The sequence below is a fragment of the Pseudorhodoferax sp. genome, assembly GCF_047601025.1.
Classification (GTDB): Bacteria; Pseudomonadota; Gammaproteobacteria; order Burkholderiales; family Burkholderiaceae_C; genus Pseudorhodoferax.
The window spans coordinates 4,431,181-4,443,447 of record NZ_JASGJZ010000001.1 but is presented as its reverse complement, the minus strand read 5'-3'; the positions used below and the strand labels follow the sequence as shown (position 1 = coordinate 4,443,447).

Sequence of the window (12,267 nt, the reverse complement as noted above, 5' to 3'; positions counted from 1 at the left end):
GCTCACATGACGGATTCGAACCCACGCGTCGCCCTGGTCACCGGCGGCGCACGCGGCCTGGGCCGCGCGATCGCCGAGCGCCTGGCGGCCGACGGCATGGCGGTGGTCCTCGGCGACGTGCTCGCCGAGCTCGCCGCGCAGGCGGCGACCGACATCGCCGCCAGGCACGGCGTCGACGCGATGGCGCTGGAGCTGGACGTCTCCGACGAGGCCGCGGTCCAGCGGGCGATCGCGCAGGTCGACCGGCGCCACGGCCGCCTGGACGTGCTGGTGAACAACGCCGCGGTGCTGGGCCGCGTCAACGGCGAACGCCTGCCGCTGCTCAAGCTACCGCTGAGCGCCTGGCAGCAGGTGCTGGACGTCAACCTGACCGGCGCGTTCCTGATGTGCCGCGAGGCCATCCCGCTGATGCAGCGCGGCAAGTGGGGGCGCGTGGTGAACATCTCGTCGCGGGCCGCGCGGGCCAAGCCGATCGCCATCAACGGCCACTACGCCGCCTCCAAGGCCGGCATGCTGGCGCTGTCGCGCGCGCTGGCCGCCGAAGTGGGCCGCGACGGCATCACCGTCAACTGCGTGGCGCCTTCGATGATGGTCAGCCCCATCAACACGGCCGAGCCCAGCGCCTACTTCGCCACCGGCGTGGCCGACACGGTGCTCGGCCGCCTGCCGACGGTCGAGGAGATGGCCCACGTGGTCGCCTTCCTGTGTTCGGAGCAGGCCGGTGCCATGACGGGGACCATCATGGACGTCAACGCCGGGGCCTTCATGCCGTGACGGCATCCAGGCCGGCCCGGCGCTTTTTTCCCAGAGCGCGAGCACATTCGGAGAACGCATGACGGATAGACCGCAAGCATGGGACGAGGAACGCGACGTGGTCGTGATCGGCAGCGGCTGCGCCGGCATGGTGTCCACGCTGCTGGCGTCCAAGAAGGGACTGGACGTGCTGCTGTGCGAGAAGTCCTCGCAGGTCGGCGGCACCACGGCGAGCTCGGGTGGGGTGGTGTGGATCCCGAACTCCCGCGAGGCCCGCGCCGCCGGCGTGGCGGACTCGCCCGAGCGCGTGAAGGAATACCTGCGCCACCTGCTGGGCCGCTACTACCGCGCCGACCTCGTGGATGCCTACGTCGAGTCCGCGCCGGCGGCGGCCGCCGCCGTGCAGGAGGGCACGCAGATGCGCTTCAAGCTGATGCCCGCCATGTCGGACTACCAGGCGTCGCTGCCCGGCGGCATGGCGGGCGGGCGTTCGCTGGAGCCGGAGCGCTTCGACGGGCGCCGGCTCGGCAAGGACTTCGAGCTGGTGCGTCCCCCCATCAAGCGCCTGATGCTGCTGGGCGGGCTGTCCGTCGACAAGCGCCGCATCGACGAGTTCCTCAACCCCTTCGGCTCGCTGCGCAACTTCTTCAACGTGGCCGGCACGCTGGCGCGCTATGCGATGGACCTCACGCGGTACTCGCGCGGCACGGACATCGGCGCCGGCAACGCGCTGATCGCCCGCGCGCTGCTGAGCCTGCGCGAGCGCCATGTGCCGGTCTGGCTCGACGCCCCGCTGGTGTCGCTGGTCGGCGATGCGCACGGCGGCGTGCAAGGGGTGGTCATCCAGCGCGACGGCAAGCCGGTGCGGGTGCGTGCGCGCCGGGCGGTGGTGCTGGCCGCCGGCGGCTTTCCCCGCAATCCACGGCTGCGCGAGGAGTTCGCGAAGGACTTCCCGCACGACCAGAGCGTGGCCTACAAGGGCAACGTGGGCGACGCGCTGGAGGCCGCGCGCCGCATCGGCGCGGCCGTCGACACCGAGCTGGCCTCGCCCTGCTGGTGGACACCCACCTCCAAGTACCGGGAACGCGACGGCAGCGAGTCCACGATCCTGTACGGCTACCTGGACCGCAGCCGCCCGGGCATGATCGCGGTCAACGCGGCCGGCAAGCGCTTCGTCAACGACTCGAACTCCTACCACGACATCGTCTACGCGATGTTCAAGGACGGGGTGCACGAGAACAGCCGCTTCTACCTGGTCTGCGATCGCCGCTTCGTCTGGCGGCGCGGCTTCGGCAACATGATCCGCCCGTACCAGCCCTTCCTCGGCCGCTACGTGCGCAACGGCTATGTCGCCCGCGGCCGCACCATCCGCGAACTGGCCACGCGCATCGGCATCGACCCGGATGCGCTGGCGGCGACGGTCGAACGGCACAACGGCTTTTGCAAGACCGGCGTGGACCTGGACTTCGGCAAGGGATCGGATCCGTACAACCGCATGTTCGGCGATCCCGCCGTCAAGCCCAACCCCAACCTGTCGCCCATCGCGCATGCGCCGTTCTTCGCGCTGCGCATCCATCCGGCCAGCCTGGGCGCCACCGTAGGCCTCAAGACCACCGCGGACGCGCAGGTGGTGGGCACGGACGGTGCCCCCATCCCCGGCCTGTATGCCTGCGGCAACGAGATGGCCTCCGTGTTCCGCGGCTTCTACCCTGGCGGCGGCTCCACCCTGGGGCCGGGACTGGTGTTCGGCTTCCGCGCGGTGGAGCACCTGGCACGCGCCCAGCGGACGGAAGAAACGCGCACGGCAATGGCCGCCTGATGCGCGCCGCCTGGTACGACCGCCACGGGCCCGCGCGCACCGTGCTGCAGGTCGGCGACCTGGCGCCCCCGGAGCCCGCCGCGGGCGAGGTGCGCGTGCGCATCCACTGGTCGGGCGTGAACCGCTCGGACGTGAAGCGGCGCGCACGCCCCGGCGCGCAGGACGCCGGCTTCACGCGCCTGGTGCCCCACATGGACGGCAGCGGCGTCATCGACCGGGTGGGCCGCGGCGTGGACCCGCAACGCATCGGGCAGCGCGTGTGGCTGCACCGCGCGGCCTGCAGGCGCGCCTTCGGCACCGCGGCCGAGTACACGGTGGTGCCGCAGCGGCGCGCCGTCCCGCTGCCGCAGGGCGTGGACCTGCAGGCGGGCGCCACGCTGGGCGTGCCCGCGCTCACGGCGCACCGCGCCCTGCTCGGGCTGGGGCCGGTGCGCGGGCAGACGGTGCTGGTCACGGGCGGCGCCGGCAGCGTGGGCTTCTATGCCATCCAGCTGGCCCGCTGGGCCGGCGCACGGCAGGTGCTGGCCACCGCCAGCGGCGACGCGAAGGGCCGGCAGGCCTTGCGCGCCGGCGCGCACGCGGTAGTGGACCGCCGACGCGAGGACGTCGCCGCGCGCGTGCGGGCGCTGACCGGCGGCGCCGGCGTGGACCACGTGGTGGAGGTCGACTTCGGCGGCAACCTGCCGCACACCCTGCAGCTGCTCAAGCCGCACGGCAGCATCGCCAGCTACGCCTCGATGGGCGAACCGAATCCGACGCTGCCCTTCTACGAAGTCATGCCGCGCAACTGGCGCATGCTGTTCGTGGCGCTGTACGAACTGCCGCAGGACGTGCAGGACGCGGCCTGCGCCGACCTGACCGACTGGCTCCGCGCCACGGACCTGCGGCTGCCCGAGCTCCATGTGTTCGGGCTGGACGAGATCGCGGCGGCGCACGAGCGGGTGGAGGCCGGGGCGCCGGGCAAGGTGCTGCTGCGGATCGCAACCGAGGCCTGACAGGAGCACCGTCCTTGGCACGGTAGACGCTGTACCAGGGCGCGCCGGAGTCCGGCCGGTTCGAGCCGCGCTCGTCGGTCCAGTAGACGTCGGCCAGAAGCCAGAAACTCATAGAGCATCGCCGTCAGCGAGGCGGAGCCGCCCACCATCGCGGCGCCCACCACCTGGCCTTGGGCGGAGCTGCGCGTCTCGAACAGCGCAGCCGCCCCCCCAATCGCCAGGCCCATCGCGCCGCCGCCGAAGGCGTCGATCGGGTCCAGCAGCCACCGAGGGTGGCTGCGCAACGCCACCCCGAAGCACCGGCCCACGGGAAAACCGCATGTCGGCGGCATGCAGCCGGCCGATGCGAACCACCTCCGCGCCCAGGCCGGCGAACAGCATCACGCAAAAGAGCGCGGGGCCGACGCCGCCGACCTCGCCGATCTTCAGCCGCGCAGCGGGCCTTGTTGGGAATCCTTTACGTCGCGCATTCCCGGATTCAGAGGAGTGACAGGGTCTGGCCGCCGTCGAGCTGCACGACCTGGCCGGTGATGAAGCCCGCCTGCCGCGAGGCCAGGAAGGCCACCACGGCGCCCAGCTCTTCGGTGGTGCCGGGGCGCTTGAGCGGCACGGCCTGCACGCGCGCCTCCAGGTTGTGGTGCTGGCCGAAGGTCGGCGTCACGATGGTCGCTGGCGCCACGGCGTTGACCGTCACCCCCTGGCTGGCGACCTCGTTGGCCAGGTGCTTGAGTGCCGCATGCAGTCCCGCGCGGAAGATGGTGGACATCGCGTGCCGGGCCATCGGCTGCTTCACGCTGGCAGAGGTGATCGCCACCACGCGGCCCCAGCCCTTGCCCAGCAGCAGCGGCGTGAGCAGGCGCAGTACCAGCAGGCCGCCGTGCAGCTGGTCCTGGTAGGCGCGCTGCCACTTGTCGTCGTCGTCCTCTGCGAGGAACTCGCGCATCGGCTGCGGCGGCCGCGGCACGTTGGGCACGAGGATGTCGGCGCCGCCGCGCGCCGCGACGGCTGCGGCCAGGGCCTGCACGTCCTGCTTGCGCGTGATGTCGCCCGCCACGCCTTCCACCGCCACACCGAAGCGGGCCTGCAGGTCCTGCCCCACTTCGTCCAGGCGCTGCCGGCTGCGCGCGAACAGCACCAGATCCGCACCCTCGCGCGCGAGGGCCTCGGCCGAGGCCAGTCCCAGGCCGGAGGTGCCGCCGGTCACGACGGCGCGTTTGCCTTTGATTCCCAGGTCCATCGAAAGAATGCTCCCCAATGCAGGCAAAAGGGCCCGATGCGGCGTCCCAGGGACCTTCGCGCCATCAGCGGCAGCGTGAAAGCTTGTCGGAGCCGCTGGAGGCCGCGGCGATAGCGATGCCGCTCAGCCGACACGTCCGGGCGCGTCCACGGCGAAGATGTCGACCGGCATGCCCACGATCGGCCCCGAGCCCACCGCGGGGCCGTGGATCGCCGAGACCACAGGCTTCTTGCAGTTCGTCATGCAGGGAGTCTCTGCTGCACCGGATCGACACCCGCCGGTTCAGCCCGGCGATGACGCACTGGCCGAGCGGCTGAACCGAGGCCGCGCGTCAGGCCTTGAGATCCTCGACCGTCTTGCCGCTGGCCAGGGCCTCGGTGAACCAGCGCGGCTTCGGCCCGAATCCGGACCAGGTGTTGCCTGCGTCGTCCTTGAACCTGATGCGGCCGGCGCCGGCGCGCGGCTTCTTGGCCGGCGGCGCCGCCGCGGCCGGCTCCTTCGCCTTGGTCGACTTGGGCTTGGGCTCGGCGGCCTTGCCCAGGCCCAGGTCGGCCACGGTGATGCCGTAGTAGGCGATGGCTTCCTTCATGCGCACGATCACGCTGGCTTTCTCGGCCGCGACGATCGCCGCCGCCTGCTCCTGGAGCTTGGCGATCTCCTGGTCGATTTCCTTGAGGGTCACGGTCGGGTCGGTCGTGGTGAACTTTGCTGCAGCGCGGCGAGTCTTCATGGGAAAGATTGAAGTAGCGGATACGGGCTACCAGTCTAAACGAATGACTGGATGAGCGGCGAATGCGATGAATGACTGCCTCGAATGCCGGCGGCCAGGCACGACTGCATGTGCCGATCATGCCCGCATGGCATCCAATGACACCCCAGGACGAATGAGCCGCTCTGCCCCCAGGGTCTCGTTCACTGCCGCATGCGCCATCTCATGCGGTTCATTCCACAGTCGCCTCGGCCGACCAAGGACGCTATGCCCATCCTGCGCATGCGGCCGGCAGCCACCGGGCGAGTTCGCCGGTCATTCATCTCGTATGATATTATTTCATACGTAATAATGACAAACGCACCGATGAGCCTACGATCCCGCCGCGAGCGCCTGCTGGCCGGCAAGCCCCCCATGCTGCAGGCGTGCGTCGCCGCCTCGCGCGAGTTGCAGCACGCCGCCCACTGGCTGGAGCGCAGCATCGACGCCGCACTGGCCCCGTGCGGCCTGCACATGCGCGAATACCTGGCGCTCCGCCTGCTGTCGGACAGCGCGCACGAGCCCTTGCGCCCCACGACACTGGGCGTGACGCTGGATGCCACGCGCACGCAGATCACCCGCCTGCTGGATGCGCTGGAGGCGAAGGGCCTGATCGCGCGCGCACCGCACGCGCACGACCGCCGCAGCCTGCAGATCACGCTGACGCAGGCCGGCGCCGATGCGCTGGAACAGGCCGTGCCGCTGGTGCAGGCAGCCTACGCGGTCGCCTGGGCGCCGCTGGCCGACGGCGAGGTGCAGACCCTCGCCAGGCAGCTCGCGCAGGTCCACGCCCACCTGCGCGCCAGCGCCAAGAACGCGGAGGCCGCGCGATGAAGACGCATCCGTTGCACCAGTGGCAGCACCGGCAGAAGCAGCGCCTGCTGATCGCGCTGATCTGCGGGCTCGTGGGCGTGGAGTTCCTCGAAAGCGGGATGTTCGTGTTCGCCGCGGCCCCCATCATGAAGGCCATCGACGCCGCGCCGCAGAAGTTCGCGCTGGTGCAGATGGCCTTCGCCGTGGGCAACATCTTCATGGTGGCCACGCAGCAGTGGATGACGCGGCACATGGGCTACCGCCGCTACCTGATGCTGGCGCTGGTGCTGTTCGGCCTGGGCGACGTGGGCTCGGCGCTGGCCACGAACCTGCCGGAGATGGTCGTGGCGCGCATGCTGCAGGGCATGGGCGGCGGCGCGTTCTTCCTCAGCACGCGCGTGCTGATCCCGCTGCTGTTCTCGGTGCCGATGCGGCCGCTGGCCTCGCGCTGTTTCCTGCTGACGATCTTCGGCATGGGCGTGGTGGCGCCAGCACTGGCGGCCGTGCTCGTGGACGCCTGGGGCTGGCAGTGGATCTTCTGGATCCAGGCGCCCATCGTGGTCGTGCTGGCCGTGGGCGTGCAGCGGCTGATGCCCCGCCACCTGGGCAAGAGCGCCGAGCCGGTGCGCTGGTCGCTCATTCCCATCGTGCTGCTCCTGCTGGCCGTGGGCCTGGTGCAATGGGTCTTCTCGGAAGCCGACCACGGCCTGCTGGAGCAGCCCCAGCATCTGGCGCTGGCGGCCATGGCCGGCATCACGCTGCTGGGCCTGTTCAGCCTGCACCAGTGGCGGCACGACGAGCCCCTGCTGCACCTGCGCGACCTGGCCAACCCCGGCTTCATGGCCGGCATGGGCCTGTTCGCCGCGTACTACTTCATCGTCAACTTCAACAACTACCTGTTCCCGCAGTACGCGGAACGCGGGCTGGGCCTGCCGGTGGTGACCACGGGCTGGCTCAACAGCTTCTCCGGCCTGGTCACCTTCGTCGCGGTGGTGATCTACAGCCGCTACTCGGCCCGTGTGGAGAACAAGCGGCCCATGATGATCGCCGGATGCCTGTGCATGGCCGCCTCGGCCTGGTGGATGGCGTTGCTGCCGGTCGACGCGCCCATTGCCGCGCTGTGCGCGCCGCTGGCCGCCAAGGGGCTGTTCGGCGTGCTGATGATCCTGCCGGTGTCGGCGCTGACCTGGCGTGCACTGGGCGACACCCATTTCGCCAAGGGCTACCAGGCCAAGAACATGATGCGGCAGATGATGATCTCGCTGGCCTCGGCCGCCGCCGCCGTCGCGCTGCACAGCGAAAGCACGGCCCAGCACGCCCGGCTGGCCCAGGCGGGCGCGGGCGCCCCGCCGGCCCCCCACCTGGGCGCCCAGGCGGTCTTTCTCGCCGGCCAGGACCTGTACGTGTGGATCGCGGTGATGGCCCTGCTGGCGGCGGTGGTGGTGGCGACCCAGAAGCGCCTGCGCTGAATGCGCGGCGGCGGCCCGCTGCGCCGCCGCCACATCCTTGCCGAAGTACGGAATGGGCCGCCACGGTCCGTTGACCGGCTGCCGGCGGCCCGCGATGCTTTGCCCGCTGCGCACCTGTGCATCCGGGCAGCGAGCGCTTGGCGAGGCTCGACCGACGTGCCGCCAGGGCCTTCCGACAGACCACGTCCTTCGAGGAGATACAGACACCATGCATGCCGGCACCCTGCTGCGCGCGCTCTGCGCCACCGCCGCCTTCGCCGCGCTGTCCGCCCATGCGGACGGCTACCCGAATCGCCCGATCCGGATCATCGTCCACTCCTCCGCCGGCGCGCTGCTGGACGTGACGACCCGCGTGGTCGCCCAGGAGATGGCCAAGGACCTCGGCCAGGCCATCATCATCGAGAACAAGCCCGGCGCCGACGGCGCGCTCGGCATCCGCGCCGCCAAGGCCGCGCCGGCCGACGGCTACACGCTGCTGGCCGCGGCCAACACGGTGGCGCAGCTGCCGGCCTTCAAGAAGGATCCCGGCTACGACCTCGCGAAAGACTTCACCGGCATCGGCATGATGAACCAGGCGCCATTCCTGCTGGTGGGCGCGCCCAGCCAGCCCAGCCGGACGCTGGCCGAACTGATCGCCAACGCCAAGGCGCGGCCCGGCGATCTGATCATGGCCCACGCGGGCAAGGGCACGAGCGTGCACATGGCCTCGGCGCTGTTCTTCCAGCAGACCGGCACGCGCTTCCTGGACGTGCCGTACAAGGGCGCCGCGGCCGCACTGCCCGACGTGGTCGGCGGCCGCGCCAACGTGATGTTCGACGGCGCCAACTCCTCCGGGCCGCTGGTGCAGGAAGGCAAGCTGCGCGCCTTCGGCATCACGTCGACCACGCGCTCGCCGGCCTTCCCGGACATTCCGACGCTCGCCGAGCAGGGCCTGCCGCACTACAGCTTCTATGTCTACCTGGGCCTGCTGGCGCCGGCCAAGGTACCGCCGGAAGTCGTGCCGCGCCTGGCGAAGGCGCTGCGCACGGCGCTGGCCAGCGACACCGTGCGCGAGCGCTTCCGCCGCGACAGCGCCGAGCCCGGCAAGATGAGCCCCGAGGAGTTCACCAAGTTCCTGCACGACGACGCCGCGCGCACGCTGAAGGTCGCCGCCGACCTCGGCTACGAGAAGGAATAGGCCGGAACGCGCCCTCTTCCCCGTCTCATCCCACCAAAGCACCGCCATGAAGAAAACCCTCGCCGTGGCCCTCGCCGGCCTGGCCCTCCCCCTGTCCCCGGCCTTCGCGCAGAGCAGCGTGACCCTGTACGGCCTCGTGGACGCCGGCATCTCCCGCATCGAGAACGGCGGCGGCGACAGCTCCACCCACGTGCGCAGCGGCAACGCCTATTCCTCGCGCCTGGGCTGGCGCGGCACGGAAGACCTGGGCAACGGCCTGAAGGCGATGTTCACGCTGGAGGCCGGCGTGAACATCGCCACCGGCGCCACCTCCACGCCGTACTTCAACCGCCAGTCCTGGGTCGGCCTGGCGTCCAGCGACTGGGGCCAGCTGACGCTGGGACGCCAGCTGCCGTCCATCGCCGACGCGTTCATCCCGATGCTGAACGCCTCGTACTTCGGCAACCACGCGGCGGCCATCGACGGCGCGGCCATCGGCTCCGGCTCGTCGGTCGCGCGCTTCAACAACATGATCGGCGGCACGCGGGTGGACAACGCCGTCAAGTACCAGAGCCCCATCCTGGGCGGACTGAAGCTGCATGCCATGGCCACCTCCAAGGAGCCCGGCACCACCGTCGGCCGCATGCTGTCGCTGGGCGCGACCTACAGCTCCGAGCACATCGACGCCGGGCTGGTGGTGCACGACCGCCGCTGCGCCGAGGACGGCGGCTGCCCGGCCGGCAAGGCCAAGGACAGGATCTGGGGCCTGGGCGCTTCCTACAAGCTGGACGGCGCCCGCTACGGCGTGATCTACACCCGCCAGAAGAATGCGCTGACCGTGCAGGGCAACGACGCCGACGTGATCGACCTGCTCGCCCGCGTGCCCTTCGGCGCCTGGATCCTCGCCGCCGGCTACCAGTACCTGAACGACCGCACCGCGCTGAACCAGGACACCCGACAGCTCAACCTGGGCACCACCTACGTGCTCAGCAAGCGCACCTCGCTGTACGGCATCTTCTCGCGCCAGACCGCCAAGAACGGCGGCAAGGCCGGCATGTATTCCGTCACATCCACCAGCGGCCGGCAGAATCAGCTCAGCGTCGGCATGGTGCACACCTTCTGAAGACCGGCGCTCCGAACGGCGAATCCACGCCGGACCCGTCGACGCCGTGGGCGCCGCTGCGCGACCCCGGCTTCCTGCGGCTGTGGAGCGTCTGGCTGATCGCCAACCTCTGCATGTGGATGGGCGACGTCGCAGCGGCCTGGCTGATGACCTCGCTCACCAGCAGCAAGCTGATGGTGGCGATGATCCAGACCTGCACGACGCTGCCGGTGTTCCTGCTGGCGTTGCCCGGCGGCGCCGTGGCCGACGTGGTGGACCGGCACCGCGGCCTGCTGGTGGCGCAGGCCTGGTCCGCCGCGGCTGCGGCCGTGCTGGCGGCCACGGCCCTGGGCGGCCAGCTGTCGGCCCCGCTGCTGCTGGGGCTGACCTTCCTCGCCAGCATCGCGACCGCGCTGCGCTGGCCCGTGTATTCCGCGCTGGTGCCCGACGTGGTCGGCCGCGAGGCGCTGCCCGCGGCCATCGTGCTGGGCGGCATGGCGGTCAACGCCTCGCGCGTGCTGGGGCCGCTGGCCGCCGGCCTCGTGATCGGCCTGGCCAGCGGCGCCTGGGTCTTCGTGCTGACGACGGCGCTGTCGCTGGCCTCGATCGCGCTGCTGTGGCGGCCGCCCCCGGCGCACGCGCCGCGGCCGGCCCAGACCTCGCAGGGCCTGCTCGCCGCCATGGCGGCCGGCCTCGCGTTCGCGCGGCGGAACCGGCCGTTCCAGGCGGTGCTGCTGTGGTCCTTCTGCTTCTTCCTGTGCGCCACGTCGCTGCTGGGCCTGCTGCCGCTGGTCGCGCGCGGGCGCGGCGCCGGCAGCGCACAGCTCTATACGCTGCTGTTCGCCTGCCTGGGCAGCGGCGCCGTCGGCGTGGGCTTCGTGCTGCACCACGCGCGCCGGCGCTGGAGCGTGCAGGCCATCGTCAGCGCCGGCACGGCGCTGCTGTCCGCCTGCGTGGCCTGCATGGCGTTCGACGGGCCGGCATGGCGCTCCGGCACCGTGATGTTCCTGGCCGGCGCGGCCTGGCTGGCCGTCGGCAACACGCTGAGCATCGCGGCCCAGCTGGCGCTGCCGCCGGCCCTGCGGGCGCGCGGGCTGTCGATCTTCCTGATGGCGGTCATGGCCGGCGGCGCCGCTGGCGCGGCATTGTTCGGCACCGTCGCCGAAGGGTTGGGGCTGCGGGCCGCGCTGCTCACGCTCGCGGCCACGGGCTTCGCCGTCGCCGCGGTGCTGGGCCGGCGCTGCCGCCTCGGCTGAACCCGCCAAAGTACGGAACGCAGACCCGGGCCGCTTGCCGCACCGGTTCGCGGCCTCCAAGATTTGGCCCGCACCAACCAATCCCGGCGAGGCCGTCATGCGCTACGAAGATTTCCAGTTCCTCCTGTTCGACCGCCAGCCCGATGGCGTGCTGCTGGTCACGCTCAACCGGCCCGAGGTCATGAACGCCACGAACAACCGCATGCACTGGGAGCTGACGCAGATCTGGAGCATCGTGAACGAAGACCCCGCCGTCAAGGTGGTGGTGGTCACGGGCGCGGGCGAGCGGGCGTTCTCCGCCGGCGGCGACCTGTCCGTGGTGGAAGAGATGGCGAACAGCCAGGAAGCCACCCTGCGCGTGATGAAGGAGGCGTCCGACCTCGTCTACAACATGCTGGCCTGCGACAAGCCCATCGTCTCCGCCATCAACGGCACGGCCGTGGGCGCGGGCCTGACGGTGGCGATGATGGCCGACATCAGCGTGATGGCGGAAGACGCCAAGCTCACCGACGGCCATGCGCGCCTGGGCGTTTCCGCCGGCGACCACGCCGCCATCATCTGGCCGCTGCTGTGCGGCATGGCCAAGGCCAAGTACTACCTGATGACGGCCGACTTCATCGACGGCAAGGAGGCCGAGCGCATCGGCCTGGTGAGCTTCTGCGCGCCGCGCGCCGAAGTGCTGGCGAAGTCGCTCGCGATCGCCGCCAAGCTGGCGCGCGGCAGCCAGGCCGCCATCCGCGCGACCAAGAAGTCGCTGAACAACTGGATGCGCCAGGCCGGGCCGATCTTCGACAACTCGCTGGCCATGGAAATGCTGTGCTTCCTGGGGCCGGACGTGAAGGAAGGCCTGGCCGCGGTGCGCGGCAAGCGCGCCCCCGACTTCCCGTCGGCACGGCTGCCGCAATAGCCATCGGGCACG

11 protein-coding genes are annotated in these 12,267 nt (G+C 71.0%); 9 read left to right on the top strand and 2 right to left on the bottom strand.

Annotated features, from left to right (window positions below; translation table 11 throughout):
- The first annotated feature begins 6 nt into the window (after nt 1-6).
- The 3 genes from QM782_RS20625 to QM782_RS20615 are packed head-to-tail and all read left to right on the top strand — an operon-like array spanning nt 7 to nt 3,567.
- Entirely contained in the window at nt 7-774 is a 768-nt protein-coding gene (locus QM782_RS20625; protein ID WP_415204747.1) for an SDR family NAD(P)-dependent oxidoreductase, read from the top strand.
- Between the two features lie 58 nt (nt 775-832).
- The gene (locus tag QM782_RS20620; RefSeq protein ID WP_415204746.1) at nt 833-2,572 is read left to right on the top strand and encodes an FAD-dependent oxidoreductase; all 1,740 of its coding nucleotides are present in this window, start codon (nt 833-835) and stop codon (nt 2,570-2,572) included.
- Nucleotides 2,572-3,567, top strand: coding sequence for an NADPH:quinone reductase (locus QM782_RS20615; protein ID WP_415204745.1), 996 nt, complete (start codon nt 2,572-2,574; stop codon nt 3,565-3,567). Before QM782_RS20620 ends, QM782_RS20615 begins: the two co-directional genes overlap by 1 nt.
- Nucleotides 3,568-4,045: 478 nt before the next feature.
- Here the strand turns inward: QM782_RS20615 and QM782_RS20610 are convergent, their stop codons facing one another.
- Together QM782_RS20610 and QM782_RS20605 are read right to left on the bottom strand one after the other, a co-directional pair.
- Complete coding sequence (locus QM782_RS20610; RefSeq protein WP_415204744.1) at nt 4,046-4,804, bottom strand: SDR family oxidoreductase; 759 nt, start codon at nt 4,802-4,804, stop codon at nt 4,046-4,048.
- A 331-nt stretch (nt 4,805-5,135) separates the two neighbouring features.
- Nucleotides 5,136-5,534, bottom strand: coding sequence for an H-NS family nucleoid-associated regulatory protein (locus QM782_RS20605; protein ID WP_415204743.1), 399 nt, complete (start codon nt 5,532-5,534; stop codon nt 5,136-5,138).
- Between the two features lie 345 nt (nt 5,535-5,879).
- On the opposite strand from QM782_RS20605, the gene QM782_RS20600 reads away from it, so the two are divergent.
- From QM782_RS20600 to QM782_RS20575, 6 genes are all read left to right on the top strand, one after another.
- Nucleotides 5,880-6,386 (top strand): MarR family winged helix-turn-helix transcriptional regulator, encoded by a 507-nt coding sequence (locus QM782_RS20600; RefSeq protein WP_415204742.1) that lies wholly within the window; start codon nt 5,880-5,882, stop codon nt 6,384-6,386.
- On the top strand, nt 6,383-7,834 hold the full coding sequence (locus QM782_RS20595; protein ID WP_415204741.1) for an MFS transporter: 1,452 nt from the start codon (nt 6,383-6,385) through the stop codon (nt 7,832-7,834). The genes QM782_RS20600 and QM782_RS20595 overlap by 4 nt, the downstream gene beginning before the upstream one ends.
- Before the next feature lie 208 nt (nt 7,835-8,042).
- Complete coding sequence (locus QM782_RS20590) at nt 8,043-9,011, top strand: Bug family tripartite tricarboxylate transporter substrate binding protein (protein WP_415204740.1); 969 nt, start codon at nt 8,043-8,045, stop codon at nt 9,009-9,011.
- 46 nt (nt 9,012-9,057) lie between these two features.
- Entirely contained in the window at nt 9,058-10,113 is a 1,056-nt protein-coding gene (locus tag QM782_RS20585) for a porin (RefSeq protein WP_415204739.1), read from the top strand.
- On the top strand, nt 10,059-11,348 hold the full coding sequence (locus tag QM782_RS20580; RefSeq protein WP_415205700.1) for an MFS transporter: 1,290 nt from the start codon (nt 10,059-10,061) through the stop codon (nt 11,346-11,348). Before QM782_RS20585 ends, QM782_RS20580 begins: the two co-directional genes overlap by 55 nt.
- 97 nt (nt 11,349-11,445) lie before the next feature.
- On the top strand, nt 11,446-12,255 hold the full coding sequence (locus tag QM782_RS20575) for an enoyl-CoA hydratase/isomerase family protein (protein ID WP_415204738.1): 810 nt from the start codon (nt 11,446-11,448) through the stop codon (nt 12,253-12,255).
- Nucleotides 12,256-12,267: the final 12 nt, after the last annotated feature.

What these genes read in the sequence shown, in the direction of transcription:
- QM782_RS20625 (WP_415204747.1), top strand. Translation starts at nt 7, where the DNA reads ATGACGGATTCGAACCCACGCGTCGCCCTGGTCACCGGCGGCGCACGC.
- QM782_RS20620 (WP_415204746.1), top strand. Translation starts at nt 833, where the DNA reads ATGACGGATAGACCGCAAGCATGGGACGAGGAACGCGACGTGGTCGTG.
- QM782_RS20615 (WP_415204745.1), top strand. Translation starts at nt 2,572, where the DNA reads ATGCGCGCCGCCTGGTACGACCGCCACGGGCCCGCGCGCACCGTGCTG.
- QM782_RS20610 (WP_415204744.1), bottom strand. Translation starts at nt 4,804, where the DNA reads ATGGACCTGGGAATCAAAGGCAAACGCGCCGTCGTGACCGGCGGCACC.
- QM782_RS20605 (WP_415204743.1), bottom strand. Translation starts at nt 5,534, where the DNA reads ATGAAGACTCGCCGCGCTGCAGCAAAGTTCACCACGACCGACCCGACC.
- QM782_RS20600 (WP_415204742.1), top strand. Translation starts at nt 5,880, where the DNA reads ATGAGCCTACGATCCCGCCGCGAGCGCCTGCTGGCCGGCAAGCCCCCC.
- QM782_RS20595 (WP_415204741.1), top strand. Translation starts at nt 6,383, where the DNA reads ATGAAGACGCATCCGTTGCACCAGTGGCAGCACCGGCAGAAGCAGCGC.
- QM782_RS20590 (WP_415204740.1), top strand. Translation starts at nt 8,043, where the DNA reads ATGCATGCCGGCACCCTGCTGCGCGCGCTCTGCGCCACCGCCGCCTTC.
- QM782_RS20585 (WP_415204739.1), top strand. Translation starts at nt 9,058, where the DNA reads ATGAAGAAAACCCTCGCCGTGGCCCTCGCCGGCCTGGCCCTCCCCCTG.
- QM782_RS20575 (WP_415204738.1), top strand. Translation starts at nt 11,446, where the DNA reads ATGCGCTACGAAGATTTCCAGTTCCTCCTGTTCGACCGCCAGCCCGAT.